The organism is Halopseudomonas salina (assembly GCF_008641105.1).
Genome location: NZ_VTTI01000008.1, coordinates 130,511 through 148,347 on the forward strand (window position 1 = coordinate 130,511; position 17,837 = coordinate 148,347).

2 protein-coding genes are annotated in these 17,837 nt (G+C 59.8%); both read right to left on the bottom strand.

Going from position 1 to position 17,837, the window contains the following annotated elements:
* Nucleotides 1-33: 33 nt before the first annotated feature.
* Nucleotides 34-1,668, bottom strand: coding sequence for a ShlB/FhaC/HecB family hemolysin secretion/activation protein (locus tag FZF01_RS13940; RefSeq protein WP_150278807.1), 1,635 nt, complete (start codon nucleotides 1,666-1,668; stop codon nucleotides 34-36).
* A 42-nt stretch (nucleotides 1,669-1,710) separates the two neighbouring features.
* Nucleotides 1,711-17,760 carry a leukotoxin LktA family filamentous adhesin gene (locus tag FZF01_RS13945; protein ID WP_188434467.1) on the bottom strand — a complete coding sequence of 5,350 codons (16,050 nt, stop codon included), beginning with the start codon at nucleotides 17,758-17,760 and terminating at the stop codon, nucleotides 1,711-1,713.
* Nucleotides 17,761-17,837: the final 77 nt, after the last annotated feature.

Here is a 17,837-nt window from a genome sequence, read left to right on the forward strand (position 1 = left end):
CCCACCATGGCAGGCAGGCTCAGCGCGACGCTGTCACCTGCCCCAATCCCAGCTCAAACGGGCATAGAGAACCCAGTCATCCTGGTCCGGGAGAATATCGTCCAACGCGCTGGCATAGGTCATGCTCGCCGAGAAGCCCTTCACACCCGTCCAGCCAAGGCCCAGACCTACCGCTTGTGCTGTCTGCGCAGGGTTTTTCGAGCGCACCGTGCCAAAGTCATAGAAAACAAACGGGTCGAGTTCACCGCCCAGCGCGTTCATGCCCCGGTAATGGGTCTCGAGACTGGTCTGGATGCCGTAATCCCCGCTGATCAGACCCGGCGCATAGCCCCGAACCGATGTTGGCCCACCAATGGAGTAGGCCACAGCGCCGGGCAGCGCCTCTTCATTGGTGAATTGATAATCCATCTGCGCCAACCCGTACCAGTCGGACTGGCCGTACTGGTAATAGGCGCTGGCATCGCCATTCAATACCGCAAAGCTCTTGTCACCGTCAGTGGCTGCCTGGTTCTGCGCGGTCACCCATCCGGCCAGCTGCCGGGCGGATATCTGCCAGCCCGAGCCAAGCCAGGTCATTTGAGCGCCGGTACTCAGTTTGCTGATGGTGTAGTCACTGATGTCCTCTCCAAGCACCGAGGTCGAGGAGTTCGAGTACATCGCCGAACCGAGCGCGTTGAGCCAGAAATGGCTGGATGAGATGGCAAGCCAGGACGCATCGAGCGTCATGCTGGTCGAGTCTCCCTCTACCGCCAGATCCTTGAAGTCACCCTCGGTCACCTCTGACCGGTTGACCGCAAGACTGCCGCCAAGACGCCAGCGGCTGGCCTTCACCGGCGCGCTGTAAATCGCCGTGACGGACTGGTTGCCTGCCGATGCCAGCGCATACAGCAGTCCGCGGTCATTCCCTGTAAACACACTCTGGCGGCGGTAGATCGCCCCCACTTCTGCTTCGCCGGAACTGGCATAGCCGTAGTTGTCGACAAACAGCTGCACTGTGTTGCGCAGCGGCTCATCGACGACCACGACAATATCCGTGAGACCAAAGTCCTTGCCCGCGCGTAACTCGGCTTCCAAACGCGCATCATTGACCCGGTTGAACTCCAGGATATTGTTTTCCAGGGCATTCATGTCAACCAGGGTCTTGTCAGCCGCGAATGGCACCCATTCCCGCACGTAGGGTTCGGCAAGGTAACTGTTGCCCTCGATAACCATCTCGCCAAGCTTGCCCTCAACCAGGCGAATGATCACCACACCGCCTGTCACGGCCTGCTTGGGCAACAGGGCGGTCGCCGTATAAATGCCTTTTTCCCGGTAGGCCGTGTTGATCTGCGTAACCATCCGATTCAGATCAGACAAGCGTGTTTGCTGGCCCAGGTAGGGCAGCACAATGGTTTTCAGCTCCTGTGCTGAGAGCAACTCCGACTGGGTAAAACGCACGCTATTGAGAATAAAGGCAGGCCCCTCATCGGGCGTCTCGATAACCTCGGGCGCAATCGGCGACTCTTCACGCTGCTGCAACTCCCTGCGTTCCTGCAGATTCTGCTCCCGACGCAGCAGCTCCCTTTCCCTGCCCGCAGGGCCAGCCACTCCGGGGAGTGATTGAGCCTGGACACTCGGGATGAGCATGCTGAGTAACATCACCTGCCGGCATAAACGCCAATAATTCATTCGATATTCCTGGTTGTGAAACGGCCATCCGTGATCGGCTGGTTATCTGGACGAAATTTCCAGCAACTCCTCATCCGCCGGGGGTAACTCAGCGTCCTCATTAGCGCCTGGTGCACCCGTGTTAACGGCGCCTGGGCCGAAGCTCATCGGGCTCGAATAGGTCGCTGTGTTCGGATACCCGGGCATGCCGAGGCCTGTCTCCCAGAGTCCGGTTTCACTGAGCTGGGTCTGCATGTTGTACTCTGCGCTGAGTCGCTGGAAGGCGAGCATCTGCAGATCCTGCGGCACACCTGGCTTGTAGAGGAACATCACCAGCGGATCGGCATAGCGGGTAGGCAGGGCATTGGTGCGCAACTCAAAGCCCAGCGTATCCAGCCAGAACACTGCATCGGGCGACATCAGTTGCCCGTTCACATTCAGTGGCCGCGGATCATAGTTGTTCATGTTCAACGTCAGACCGGCCGTCTGGATAGCCAGGCTCTCAACCACGAATGCCTCGTCCAGATTCAGCTCGCCGTCCACGCTCAACGAGCCCGTTTTGGATTTGAAACCAGCCACATTGAGTTTGCCGGTGTTGACCACCTGCACATTGATCTGGTCGGCAACGCGCCCCTCGAATCCGCTCAGGGTCATATAGGTGTTGGCGGCGCCCTTGCTGTTTACCCCGACATCAATGGTGGGCGCCTCGAGAATCAACGGCCCGCCCCCATTCAATTCGATCTGACGAACGTTCAGACCCTGACTGGCTGCCAGCTTGCCTTGCTGCATGACAATCAGATCGCCGTCTATGGCGCCGTCTACCCACAGGTAGGGATTACCGATCAGCTCACCAAAGGTCAGGCTGCCATTGACGCGCAATTTTACATTGCCATTGCGAGCCCGCAGGAAGGGTGAGTAGAGACCTTGCTCGGCGACAATATTGATATCGCCATCGAGGGTTTCCGCCGACAACCAGGGCATATCGATTACCAGCGGATCACCAATGCCGGTCACGGCGCTGATGCTGCCCTGGGAATTGGCGCCTGTGGCACGCAGGTGCACCGGTGTGTCACTGCGCCCGGCAATGTTGCCGCCACTGATCAGGCGAACCGCATCGGCGCCGTTCCAGTCGGTCTGCAGGGCCGCCAGTTGCATGTCGCCGGTGGTGGCAATACGCAGCTGGCCGGTCGCATCGAGACGTGAGCCAGCATCCATTGTCAGCCTGGCTGCCTGAACATCGACCTTAGCACCGGATTCAACCAGAGCACCGGTGGCCAGGGCAACGGTGCCCACTGCGCCCACATTCAGGTCGTCAGCGCTGGATACGGCTCTGTTGAACCGAACGCTACCAGCGCTGCTCAGTTCGGTCCGCCCACCGGATTCAACGAGGCCCAGAACGATGTCACCCGATTGGCTGGTGACCTTGAAATCACCCGCACTCTGGACTGTGGAATCGACGTGCAGCGCAATCGCACTGCCGTTCAGGATGATGCCGTCTACAGTCGAGGTCAGGCTCGCAGCCTCGCCCGCCACCAGCATCCCCGTACCACCATTAAGGGCCAGCGAGCTACCTGTCATCGCTGACTGTGCTTCTATACCTGTGGATGCCAGCACGTCGATATCCAGGGCCTTTACCGGGCCCGCGAACAGCACACTGCCGGTAGTCGAGTCGACATCCAGATCGCCACCGAAGGTCAGCGCTTGCATGGAGATGTTGCCGATAGCTGTCAGTACAGCCTCCCCACCTCCCTGCAAGGACGAGCTATCACTCATGCTGATGCTCTGCGCATCGGCAATCAGATCACCCCGGGCAGTAACGACACCCTCTGTTTCCAGCGCGCCTGTAGCCAGTAACGCGAGGTCGCCGTTGGTTGTAGCCAGATTGCCCACGCTCAAGGCACCGGCAGTCGCTTCCAGCCTTGCACTTCCGGCGCTGACTTCCACCGCAGCCAGCTGAATGGCAGACGCGGAGATCTCCAGCTCGTCGGAGACATTAACCTGCGGTGCTCCGCTGGCGCTCAGCGCGCCACCCAGATCGAGGCGCAGGCTGGCGGCAGTCAGGTCGCCGGCCAGATCAACAGCGCCGACCGACTTCAGGTCAAAACGCTGATCTACCGTCACATCACCCAGGGTGAAGAGTGTGGTATCGCGCACGTCCAGCCAGGCATTGGCTGCATCCACGCTGAGTGCGCCGGCCCCGGACACTCTCAGATTCAGCCAATCGACAGAGCTACCCAGATCATTCACGCCTGCATCCAGCTTGATGCCGGAACCCTGCAGGAAGTGGTTGGCGTCGTAACCGAGGATATCGCGATCGTTGGACAACGACAGCATACCGCCGGCACCCACGGAGCCCACCAGCAAGTTGCCGCCACTGTGCCGGAGGTAGAGATCACCGGCGGCTCCGGCCTGACGCAAGGCGCCTGACAGCTGCACATTCATCGCCTGGGCAGCAGAACCTATCTCACCCTGGGTATTGGCCAGGTACAGATCATGCGCCTTGATATTGTTGACCCCGGCTTGCGCCGCTATCGCACCATCCACGATCAGGCGAACGTCTGCATCGGTAGAGACTATTTCACCCACGGTCAGAGAGGCGGCCGACTCGATAAAGATCGCATCCCGCGCGGCAACGTTGAGCGCGCCGGAGGTATCTACCTTGATCGGATCCACCTGCTTGACCGTCAGGGTGACCGCGTTATCGGTAAGCACAGTGGAAATATCCCCTGGCCCGGCCGACAGTAATGCAGATTTCTGTTCATTGGAGATGGTGGCCGTATTGTCACGCGGCACACTGAAGACCAGATCGGCCAGGTTCTTGCCAACGCTCCCGCTGTTGGCTTGCAGATGAATATTCGAGGAGACGATGTTGGCCTCGCGATCGGTCAGCTGCCCCGACGCATCGGCACTCAATGCGGCAGCGGAAATACTGATATCCAGCTGGCTCTGCTTCCAGGTCGACCCTTCTACCATCCTGGCGTACCAGTTGCTGGCGGCATCGATCTCCAGCCGGAAGCTGTCGTCGTAGGCACTGGTCAGGAGCGCGCCGTAGTCGTAGCCAACCAGCGTACCCTTTTGTTCCTTGCCGACGGCATCCGCCACGTTGGCGTAACTGTCCGGCGTGGCCACCTGGTCGATAAACCAGGCGTCCAGGGCCTGATACTCTGCCTTGACCTTGGCTGTCAGCTGCGTGACGTCTGTAGTGCCATAGCGGATTTTCATGGCATCAAGATAAACAGCATCGATCGCAAAGCCGCTGTCACTGGCATCGGTCAGACGCTGCTTGAGCATCCAGTAGGTGTGGTATTTGCTGTTGAACTGATTTTCGTAGGCGGTCACCGCGCGGTCACCGGCGGTGCCGCTGAGCAGGTTCAGGGAATCCCATACCGAGGCCTCGTAGGCCAGTTCCTGCTCCGACTTCTGCTGCTGTTCAAGCGCATTGGTCAGGCTGCCATCGCCGAGCCTGAGTACAACATTGTCGTTGGCCTCGATACGCTCGACCTGCAGATCACCCGTCGCCTGGGAGACCACGATGTCGTTGGCCGCACGCAGGGAGACGGCTCCGGTCGAAGCGATATTGACGAAATTGTAGGTGGCCGGATCACCCAGCGTGCCCAGGCTACCGATACTGCCCGACAGACTGCTGAGATCGATGGTGTTGGCCGAGATCAGGGTGTTGCCATCCTTGGCGACAATGCTCTTATCCACCGTACCGAGGATGCCGTATTTCGCTGACAGTTTATCGATGCTCAAGGCCGAGCCCATGGCCGTGGCGTTGAAAGCCAGTGAGCCGTTATCGGACTGCAAGGCCAGTTCATTGGTGGTGATCGACAGCAGGTTGCCGGTGCTACCTATATCGCCATTGGCCTGAATACGGGTAGTCCCCGAGGTAATAGAGGACGCACTGGATGCGGTGAAGTCGGCATCGGTAACGATATTGGTGACACCGCTCGGGTTATAGATGTTGCCGGTCAACTGAATCGGTGAATGCGAGTCGACACTGATATTACCTTCCGCCACCCCGGTGAACTGGAAAAGGATCGAATGGTCCGCCTTGACGTAGGTGTGCGTATCCATGTCCATCCGCGTGGGGATACGGACAACTGGATCAGCGTTGGTCAGACCGGTGCCATAGTACTTGCTGTAGCTTAGAATCCATTTGAAAGCGGTTGCCGATTGGCTGCCGTAGTCATAAGTCTGCTTCAGATATTGCGCGGCGACACCGCCGGAACAGGCTTCGGGCTTCGACGCACAGGAGGTGTAATAGCTGTCTTCAGTATTCCAGTCGGTGGTGTACACCCACTCGCCGACAGTGGTCGGGTATTTCGACAGGTAGCCGTCCGGCACATCGGTGTAGGTTCGACCGACAGTCGCGCCTTCGCGGATATAGAACAGCTGTCCGGCCAGCGGGTTGTAGGTCATGCTCGATGTGGTGCCGTTGCCACCATAACTGCCCATATCGACCGACGAGTTCGGGTCAAGATGCGACACCGCCCAGGCATCGGTCTGGTACTGACGGATCTGGTTGCCCGGGTTGTGGATATACCACTGCGAGACAGTGTTCGACTTGTTCAGGTCGGTGATCCGAATCACTCCGGTAGCGTCCTCACCGGCGCTCAAGGTGCCTATGTTCAGCTGGGTGTTGGAATCGTTATTGATGGCGATCTGGCCCAGTCCATCCTTGACGATGATCTTGCCGTCCGCCCCGGTCGAGGAAATAGCCGCGCGAATGGCTACATAACCACCGCCGCTGACCGGCACATCGTCAATCCCCAGTGTTCCCGAGCCCACGTCATACTTCAGCTTGATTTCCGAGGTGCCGGCTGCATTGGCGATGTCGAAGGTATAGGTGTTGATCCGGTAGTAGTCTGGATCGTAGTCCGGGCGGAAGAAGACCGGTTGATAATCCGGATTGAGCACCCGCAGGGTTTTGGTTTCTCCGGGCGTCAGGCTGAGGGTATCGCCGGCGGCCAGGCCCGCATCCCTGACATACTGCTCGATCTTGGCGTCAAAACCCGTTCCCACGTTGACCGACCAGCTGTTGTCGGTGCCCACCACGATGGCGCCGTTAATGTCCAGGCGCTTGGCGTTGATAATGACCTTTTCGGCAATAATCGAGGTACCGGTATCGCCCAGCTTGGTTTTAACCTGTGCATAGGTGGCAGTCTGCGACAGTTTATCCTGATAGTTCAGGACTGGCCGGAATCTCCATTGAGAGCCGCCACGTGAGCTGTCATCCGAGTTGAAATAGAAGGTCACAGGATTCGCGCCGGTGTATTCGGCGCTGTCGCTGAAGCCCCAGTTGAAATAGATATTCATCTCGTCATAGCCATAGGGCGACGACTGGTAGTACGGGTTCTGGACGCCGCCGTTGCTCAAGGCGCGACCGACAAACCAGTCATTGAATGCCGGCGCTCCCGTAGCTGTAATCGCCGTCGAATACCTGTCGTTCAGATAGAACTGCACGAAGTCGATGGCGTTCGCGGGCTTCCATTGCTTGGTGAAGTTGATCAGCGCATCAGGGTCGCGACCGTAGGTCTGCTCAAGATTCGGGTTATTCAGCAGCAGGCTGCCGTTGTCCACATTCAGGTTGACTGCATTGGCCTGGATCAACGCCTGCTGGATCAGGTCCCCTTCGGCCACCGAGATATTCACGCTGGACAGCAGGTTGGTCAGGTTGCCATTGACGATAACGTCGGCACTCTTGAAGTTCGCGCCGGTGGGGGCGTGGTTGACGTAAATACCCGACTGGCTGCCCGCCTGCTCGTCGATAAAGGCGCTGTCCAGATTGGCACCCCCGTTGACGAATACATTGCCCCCGGTCTGGTTGGCGATTTCCAGATTCGCCAGCATCAGGTGACGGTCGGACAGGTTGTTGATAGTGATGTTCGCATTACCCTTGGCGGTAAAGGTAGGCGTCACCCCGGTAGCCATGTTGATGGAACCAGCCGTGAGACTCACGTTCCCGGCGGAGGCACGCACATCGGCCACCTTGATAGCGAAGTTTGCCGTTGGCGACAGGTCATTGACGATCGCGGACAGCAGCACCACCTGGGTCCGCAGATCATTGATCTCGTCCGTGTATGGATTGCTACCGACGCTGGTGACGTCCGTGCTCTCTGTACCGGTATTCGTGCCGGTGGCTACGCCATCCCCGTCACCGAGCGTTGTACCATCGGTCACCGCCTCTGTCGTGGTCCAGGCTTGCAAGACCGCGATCTGTGCATTCAGGTCACTGATATAAGTCTGCAGTTCGGCGCGCGAAGAATACTTGGCTGCCTGTTGCTCTGCAGAGCCGTAGCGATAGAGCTGGCGGGTAATGCTACCGGCCTGATTGATGCTCACTGACTGATAGGCATACTGCCCGGCGGTCACGCTACCGCTGCCATTGAAGGCAAGGAGATTGCTGACAGCCTTGTTGCTGGAACCGAAGGTGTTCTCGGTACTGAACAGCGACAGGTAGGGGTTTTTCTCAACGCCGGTACCTCTGGCGCTCAAGGCGCCTTCGATAGCACCGATTGCAATATGCCCGTCACTGCCGATAGCGAAGTTGTCGCCGAATACCACCTTGTTGTCGAGAACGATATCGCCTTCGGCCTTGTTGCCTGCCGGGATCGGTATCGCTGTCCAGTTGTAGATATTGCTGCGGGCATCCGCCACCAACTGGTTCTGATACAAGCCATCAGAGCCCCGACCGGCAAACAGGCTGATCTGATCGTAGGCATCAATAACAATGTTGTTACCCAGCGTCAGGGTATTGTCGACATCAATGTGCACATCGGCTATGCCGCCGGCCACACCGGCGACTGCCCATACGCTGACATTGGCCTCCGCGGCCGCGCTACCACGCGAATAGGTCCCCAGCCCGATCTTGCCCCAGGCATTGCGCAGCTGCACACCGTCGCTCAGGGTGACGTTGGTGCGCGCAGCCACATCCACATCCGACTCCGCACCGGCGCCCTGCAGCGCACCACCGACCTCTATCACCGCCTTGTCATAGACAAAGAACTCGGTGCCGGCGTCCACCGTAATGCCCTTGCGATAGCCTTGGTGCATCCAGGCCAGATCGGAGATCTTCAGCACCGCGTTCTCACCGACCTCTACTGCTGCCAGCAGATGCTTGATGTTCTGGCGGGACAAGGCCGCCGTGCCGTTGGCCCCACCGCCACCCACGCCATAAACGCTGGTGGTGTAACTCGAATCCCAGGGCGTTTGAATCTGCCGGGCCTGGTTCAATGCGTCGATATCGATATCCAGCGCATTCAGACTGACATTCTTGCCCAGGACCACCTTGACGTTGGTATCGACATCCACATCCGAGACCGCACCCGAACCGCCCACCACGGACACCGTGGTCGAATCAGTGCCGGCAAAGAAGTTGACGGCATTGCTTGCACGCATGACCACGTTGCCAGCGTCGATCGGCACGCTGCGGTAGCCGCTGAACCAGTCATCCACCAGCACCGCTGCGGCGTAATTGCCGTTGGCGTGATCACCGGCCTCGACCACGGCTTCCGCCGCACTACCGGAAACGAAACCACCACCACCGGCAGTGGTGAACGCCTGGTTCTGATTCTGACTGCTGGCATCCAGAATAAGATCGCCGGTGCGCTCCAGCGTGGCATTCGGGTCCTTGCCGAACTCGACCCGGGTCGAGCTGAACGACTCCGCCAGACCGACCTGATAACCACCGGCAAAGGCGCCGACAAAGTAACCATCGGCGTCGGCGATCTGTACGCCGGTATGCCGGGCGTAAACTTTGAAGTCGGCATCCGGAATAGTGACGTAGTTGCCTACTCTGGCCACTGACTGCGCATTATTGCTTGCGCGGGCTTCTGCGCCGGCGACACCCAGCATCAAGCCGCCGGAAGCTGCGAAGGCGGCCGCATGCGCTGTTTGATAGTCGGCATCGGAGCCATCGCCAACTTCACTGCGCACCAGTACATCACCGCTGCCGGTGAAGATCACACCGTCAGCTACGGTAGCCCGTGCTTCGGCGTCGGTCATGGCGTAGGCGAAGGAGCCGCCCATGGAGTAGCCACCGGATACGGTCACACCATAGGCGCTCGAATATATTTCCGGCACTACCTGCGCAGACACATTGACCAGTCCGCTGCCGGTACCAATGGTGCCAAACAGCGTGGCATCGGCATGGGAGTTGTCATGGGCGTCGGTGACCACGCCCTGGATACCGGCAGAAATACCGCCGGCCAGGGAAAACGCGGTGCTCTTGACCATGCCCGAACTGTTGGCGCTGACTGTCATGTTGTCGTAGCCGTCGACCAGCTTGCCGGTCTCGCCCAGCAAGGCATCCACGTCGCTGGCCTTCTTCGCATAGCCGTAGCTTACGCCGATGGCGGCGCTACCCAGATTGACGTTAAGCGAACCGTCGGTGGCCGAGTCCGGCCGGCCAGGATCGACATCGCCCAGGCGCAGTTCCGTGGTATCAGTCGCGGTGACGATCAGATCGCCAGTGTCCGAACCGCTGGCCGATGAAACACCTGCCACGACGCGGTTTTCTGCTCGAATATCGACATAGTTGACCACCACGCTGATGCCGCCCAGGCCAACCACCACCGATTTGGCTTCGCCGGCCGCATCGTCATCAGACACATTCTCGATAGTGGCACCGACCACCACATTGTCCGCCGTCAGGTTGCTGTCGACGGTGGCGATGCTCATGTCATACATGCGGGTAATGCCGATCACACCGGCAATACCCGCCGCCGAGATCTGCGCCGCGCCGAGCAATTGGCTGTTGTGCAGCAAAGCGCGGCTGTTCACGTTCAGGGTATCAACGTCGGTCACGCCACCGGAGACCCGCGCGGCGGTCAGACTTTCACCTTTGATTTTAAGGGACTTGCCGGCATCGGTGGTCATGGAGGCCGCCGGTGTTGCCGTGCGTTCAACACTAGCGGCGGGGCCAGCGTCCATGGCGGCGACATCATCGCTGGACAGATGCGTATTGAAGCTGGCGGTGTCCGCCTGCAGAACCGAGTTGGCCACGTCCCGTGACACATCGAATTCGTCTTCGGCGTTGGTGCCGTCATCCGCGGTGGTATCGCCTTGCCCGAAGAGCGCAACACCAATGCTGACCGCCGCGCTGAACTTGCCCGCTGCACCGGCAATACTGGTCAGATCGGTCTGACGTTGCGAGGTGGCATCGATATCCAGCAGATCCGCCTTGATGTCGCTGCCAACCACTTCGCTGACTACCTGAGTGCGTCCCAGCACCACGTTGGCGACGGCGCCAATACCTACCTTGGCCCCCACCCCTACGCCCAATGCGAACTGCCTGGCATCGAGGATTTCCTGGGCGCTTAGAACCACGCTGGTCGCATCGGCAATACCGTTCTTGCCACGGATGCTGGTGCTGTAACCGCCACCTGCAGGCTTGCCGAAAATACCGGCCCGTGTCTCTCCGGTAAATTCACTGACATCAATCATTGCCGCTGCGCCGAAACCGGCACTGATGCCCGCGCCAAAGGCATGACTGTTGACGTTCTCGAGACGCTGGGCATCGACTGTCAGGCTGCCGACATTGACCCGCGTGGTGCGCGTGTCCGTCGGGTCGTCGAGGTCATTGCCGATCAACGCCTGACTGTCACCGCCGATGAGGTTCACGGCAAGGCCAAAGCCCACCCCGACTTTCCCGCCGATGCCCACGGCACCTGCTGCCACGTTGGCTTCCTGACGACGGTCCGAGCTCACCTTCAGGCTGTTGGCCGTAAGAGTGCCGCCAAGCAACCAGGATCGGGTGGTACCCGATTGCTCGGTAATCACCACCGAGGCCGCGCCGCCCAGACCGCTACCACCGGCGCCCACGCCGGCCGAAACCGCCTGGGCAACCTTGGAGCTGTTGGCGTTGATGCTGGCCGCATCGGCCATGACGGTGCTGTCTGCGACGGTAGCTTTGGCCGACTTCTTCTGACTGTTGGTGGCGAAGCCGCCGACGCCCGCATTCTTGCCCGAGATGGCGATGCCTGCCGATACGGCGAGACCGGCCTCATGGGCGTTGGCACGGACCAGCACATCGGCTCCGCTCTGGTTGTTCACGCCGGCGTTGATCACGCTGTTGTTGATGTTTGCGCTGGTTTCACCGGATGAGCTGTTGGTCGCCACATTGACACTGATGGCCAGCGACTCGGCGCCTGCGCCACCCACGGTGATGGCCTGCTGCTTGGTGCGACTGGTGGCGTTGACTGCCAGTCCGTCTACGCTTTGCGTGGATTTGTCCAGGTCGAGCAGGGCAAAACCGGTCGTCAGCGCGTCGCGGTCAACCGGGTCGGCGTTGTTGTCATCGCCGTCATCCTCGGCCTGACCCGAGGTCGACAGGTCCGGCAAGGTGCCGTAGTTGGCCAGCGCGCCGCTGTCCACGATGATGCTCGCGCCTCTGCCTTCGGCAATCACGTTGGCATTGTCTATTGAAGCCGAGGTGTTGCCATACTCCAGTGCAGTCGCTATTGCCACTGCCCCGGCACCATTACCCAGACCGATACCCAGCGCGCCACTGCCGACCAGATTGACGCTGAGCGCGTCGGCGTTGACCGCCACATTATTCCAGGCCTTGACGCGCGCGCCTTCAGCGATACGGGCGCTGACATCACCATCAATAATGCCGCTGCTCACCGATCCGGCGAGTGCGCTCTGCTTGGGCGATGCCGCGACCCCGGCGCTGATGCTCAACAGCCAGTTGTCGCGTACGGCATCGACCATCAGGTTCTGCACCTTCAGCGTGGTGCTGCCCACCGTGACGCCGTCGCCGAGCACTGCCGCTTTGACATCCGAGTCGACTCTATTGGTCGCCACGGCGATGCCGCCGGCAGAGCCGCCACCGGAGCCAGCGCCCATCCAGGCAGTGGAAACGCTGTCGGTGAAGTCATAGGCCTGCACAGTGACCGTGCCGCCAAGGGTGGCGCTGGCATCGGTACTGCGATTGGTGCCAGTATCCTTGATCGCCGCTTCGACCAGTTGATCAACATTGTTGACGCCGATCGCACCGGCAAAGGCCAGTCCGGAACCACCGGTAGCGCCGATGGCAATGGCATTGCCAACCAGCAGATTGTGATCATTGGAAGCGCCGCTGGTGGCCTTGACCAGCACATCGCCGGAGGCCTGCAACGCCGTATTAGCAATATGTGCCTTGGTCGAGTGCTCGTCGGTGCCCACCAGATTCAGTGCGACTGCCAGGCCACCTGCCTTTCCGGTAGAGCCGGATGTACCCACAGCGACTGCACCAGCGACGTTGACCATGTCCATGTCATTGGTGGCGGTAACGGCAACCGTCTCGGCGTTGATGCTGCCGCTGTCTGCCCCGTCCCAATCGCCGATTTCCGCAACGACACGGTTGTTCAGGCGGTTGACCGCAACCGAACCCACACCCGAATATTTTCCGGTACTGACGCCGACGCCAATGGCCACGCTATACAGCAGGGAGTTGTCCCGCGCATTGACTACCACATCTGCCGTGCTGGTTGCGCCCTGATTGATGTTCACATCCGCCATGCGCGCGGAGGTATCGCTCTGCACATCGGCGTGGGCATAGGAGATGCCCAGATTGCTCTTGCCGGCCTGCACCACACCGGCTACGGCGATGATGCGCTTGCCGGCCGAACTGTAGTTGTAGCTAGAGCCTGTACCGTCCTCGTCGGTGAACACCTCGGTGTTGTCGATAGCATCCGCGCCGCTGAAGTCGAAGTCACTGTTGATCGTGCTGCTACCAAGCCCGGCCAGCAGAGTGTCCAGCGTGGCATTGTCTTCGCCACTGGCATTGACGTGCAGCGTCTGCACGCCCTTGATGTCGGTTTTGCTGATCAAGGCCCTGGTGTCGGCACCAATCGAGCCCACCGCAAAGCTGCCGGCAAATCCCTGGGAATTTTCCACGCCGCCGTTGTAGCCACCGCCTGCCGCGCCGATGCCGATGCTGTTCACTGCACTGGCAGAAACAGTCAGGCTGTCGAAGTTGGTCAGGGTACTGCGAGCCCCGTCAACGCCGCTGATGACGGCCTCCGCGGCGCAACCGCTGTACACATCCTCGTTATGGGCGGTGCTCAGCACGTTGTTTGAGTCGGGGTTGATCCCTGCCAGCATGGCGCTTGGGTCATTGATCTCGGCAAAGGTAATCGCCAGCCCGCCGCCCTTCTTGCCGCCCAGATAAAGTGAACCGCCACCGACGCCGATGTCGGCGTTGTTGTGGGCAGAGACTTCCAGGCTGTCGTCACCGTCGTTGTTGCTGGTGATCGAGCTGTTATCGATACGCGCCGAGGTACCGTCATAGATCTGCGCGCCGGAGATCGACAGGGCGCCGTTGTTGCTGTTCTGGGTATTCTGATCCGAGCTGGTGACTGCCAGGGCCAGCGCCACCGACGTGAGCTCGCCACCATGCACTGCCTGCACTTTCACATCGCCGGCATTGCTGATAGTGCTGTTGCGGATATGCGCCAGCGCATCATTGAAGCTGATCTGGTAGGCAATGGCGCCAGCGATGGTGTTCTGGTTGGACGGTGAGTCGGCACCCAGCTTGGCCAGGGCTGCGCCACCCGAAGCCGAGGCGGAAATCACCTTTTCCAGGGCCTGCACCGTGACATCAACGTCTGCAGCACCCTTGCCACTGATCACCGCGTCATCGATAAGGGCCTTGGCGTCCAGGTTATTGACCGACACGGTGAAACTGCCGGCAGCAGCAAGCCCCGTCTTGTCGGGGTCGACCGGGGCATCACCACCCGCGGCAGGATTGCCTTCATCCGTCTTGCCATCCCCGGTGGCATTGCCGATCGAGGCCGCACCCGTGCCTGAAACCGCATCGTTGTGGCTATCTGCCGACTTCTTCCCGAGCTTTTCCCACCAGTTCTCGAACCGCTCGGCTATTCCCGGCTTGTTGTTGGGCTCAGTGACAACGGCTCCCGCCACGGCCAGCGAACCGTTGGTGCCCGCGCTACGGGCCCGAACACGAATGTCGTTGGCCACAATGCCGCGTGGATCCGGCGCAGGCGTTGTCGGCGCGTCGGGGGCAGGCTGCGCACCATTCTTGAAACCGACCTTGGCCGATTCGCTGCTGTTGTCGCCGATGAACGCCTTGGTATCGCCCTGGGCTATGTTGATCGCCACAGACAGGCCCATGGCCGATTCGTCTGACTTATTGAATGCGCCCGCCGCAGCCCAGTTGCCAAAGTCGTGATCAGCCAGCACATCCAGGCCCGTGGTATTGACCTTGGCCTGATTGCTCAGCGAAGCGTGGGTAAGCGACTCACTGTTGAGAATCGCCATGACGCCATTGAATCCCAGCCCTTTTCCCGAACCTGAAGAAGGTGTTATCAGGAAATGCCGTTCGTCAGTGTGCGCCTGGATGCGCACATCCCCATCCACAAGCAATGTGGCATCGCCAATCCCCGACACAGCAGTCGCAGTCTGCTGGACATAACTGATACTGCCCCCAACCGATTTCCCCTTTTCGTTGGTGCCGTTGCCGTTCGGCAGGAGCCCGAGGGTGCCCAGATTGCCGGCCAGGTGAACGCTTTCATTGAGGTTGTAGGCTTGTACATCTACCGAACTGATGAAGTCGAAGCGGTAATCGATGGTCTTGAAGGGAATCGTGGTAGCAAACAGCGTGGGCGCCACCATGTTACCGGCCACTATCCGGCCGGCAGACCAGGCAGCCTTGCCCGTGGTAGTGATCTTGACGTTATCGCCAATCCAGGCCTTGGTGCCCAGATCGTTGATGACCACGTTGAGGGAGCCACCGGTAGCGGAATTGTCTGCTGATGTGCCCGCATTGGCGAAAGACGACAGTATATTGTTCTGCATGCCGCCAATGCCGGTGAACTTGCTCCACAGATCAGAAAAAGAATCCCACTTGTCATAACTGGAAGAAATGGGCACTTTCTGCCGCGCCAGCACACCGACATTGGCCGCTGAAATTTCCACGTAGTTGCCGATTTCGGCCACGGCCTCGCCGCTGTTGATGGCGAAGTTCAGGGCCACCGCCAGGCTCTTTTCCGAGGAGCCAGTCTGGTTGCTGCCATTGGTACGGCTACTCGGCGATGCCACTGCCGCCTCTGCCGAGGTGCGCCAGGCGCCCTGGTCATCGCCATGGGCTGCGTTATTGTTGCCACCGGCGATCGAGGCGTTATCCGTCCCCAGATCAATGGCACTGGCCAGCAGCAGATTACCCGTGGAATGAATGCTCGGTGCTTCAGCCTGGCCGGCCTGGTTGTTGCCCAGAAATGCATAGGCTTCGTGGTCGGACAGGTTCATGGTGAAGGCCAGGCCGCCCTTGAAGGAGATCTTGCCATCGCCGTCTTTGGGTACCTCTGTACCCGCCGGCTTTTTCGTATTGATAAGGTTGTTCACGCCATTCTGCATGGCCGCGAGGCCGGCAACCGGCTTGGCACCGACGCTACGGAAAAGCGTGTTGCTACCCACAGTGACACCCGACTTGACCTGCTGGTGTACGGTGCGGTCCAGCGCAGTGATGCTCACATCACCGGTCTTGTCGGTAGCAGAGCCCAGCGATGCGCCCATCTCCGCGGTGGCATTGGTATTGAAATCACCCACCGCAACGGCAATGCCGTACTCGGTATCCTTCAGACCCATGGCAGTTGCCGAGACCGAGTAATAGTTCTGGTTCTCTGCTGCCAACACCAGGCTGCTCGCGCCGAGCACAGCACCGCTCTCGATCACGGCTGTCGCATCAACATCCGACTCACCCACGGCTATGGCCACAACCACCTTGTTGGCGTCCGCAGCGATCAGATCCAGCGCACTGGCAGCGATGAAGGCTTCGTTATGAGCCGTTACCGTCAGATCACCTTCCGACTGGACTGTTGCACCGCTTTTGATGCGGGTCGTACTGGTCGCATCACTGGTGTTGTATATTGCCGACAAAGATCCCTCGTTGCCGGAGAGGTTGATCTGGCTGGCCTGGCTCAGTGCGTGGGACTCGGAGCCCAGCTTTACATCGCCACTGGCCTGCACATTCGCCGTGCCTTCCACGTTGACCGTGGCTTCGGCGTCGGCGGCCATAAGGTAAAAGCCTGCACCCGTGAAGGGCCCTGCCGCCATGACAGTCAACCCGGCAGTCGGGTCTTCATAGAATGACGCAGTCGCCTTGCTCTGCGCCGAGACGGTCACATCATTGGCATGGACCTGGCCGGCAAGCGTGACGGAGGATTCGGCACGCGCTACGCCAAAGCCTATGTCCTTGGCGCTACTGGCAGTGAGCGTGACATCTCCGCTGGTGTTGGCGGTGACATTGTCGCGGGCATCCAGCAAGCCGGTGCTGGTTATTTCGATACTGGTGGCTTCGATGGTGATACCGCCATCAGCCAGCAGATCGCCGGCGATCAGTGCATCACCGGAACCAGACCCACCGCCCGCCACGATATGAATCGTGCCGCCATCCTTGACCAGCGCGGTGGGCGCGGTGTAATCACCGGTATTAACCGCAGCGGTGGCTACATAATCGGCGTTCAGGGCATTGCCGGCGATCAGCTTGCCACCACTGCCGACATTGACCCCGGCGCCCTGCAGATCGATACCCTCGCTGGCATTGACCTTGCCATCGATGGTAATCAGGCCGTCAGACGAGACGGCCAGAGTTTCGTCAACAGTCTTGGTGCCAGCAATGAGCTTATCGAGGTCACCCTCGGTGGGTGTGCGCACCGTCAACTGACCCACGTTGACTACGCCTGAGGCGCCCACCAGAAATCCCTGGGAGCTGGCGAATACCACGTTGCCACCCAGGGTGCCGTTCTTGTAGCTGTTGAGAACGCCATGGATCTCCGCCTTGCCGTCCTTGACGATGTTCACCAGCTTGCTGGCATCACCCGGCACTACCAGATCGACCGTGTTGAGCTCACCTACGACAAAGTGCTTGAACACATTGACCGGGACGCCTCCCACTCGGTTGGCGTTCTGGATGCTGTGTGTCAGGCCTGTAGTCGACATGGTCGCCGTGCCGGCGTCCACCACGATATTGTGTGGGGATGCGGCCAGTGCCTGCAGCGAGGCACTAGACAGGAATGCTCCCCACGCCGCTGTTCGCGCTGCCAGTGACCGAGCAAAAGGGTTGCAGCGACTAACAGCCAGCGCTAGCGGATGGTGAGGAAAGTCCATTTTTCTGCCCAACTTTTCAAGAGGGAACAACATCATCCGGCTGAGCCGAAGCGAATAACAACAAGCAACTATCCGGT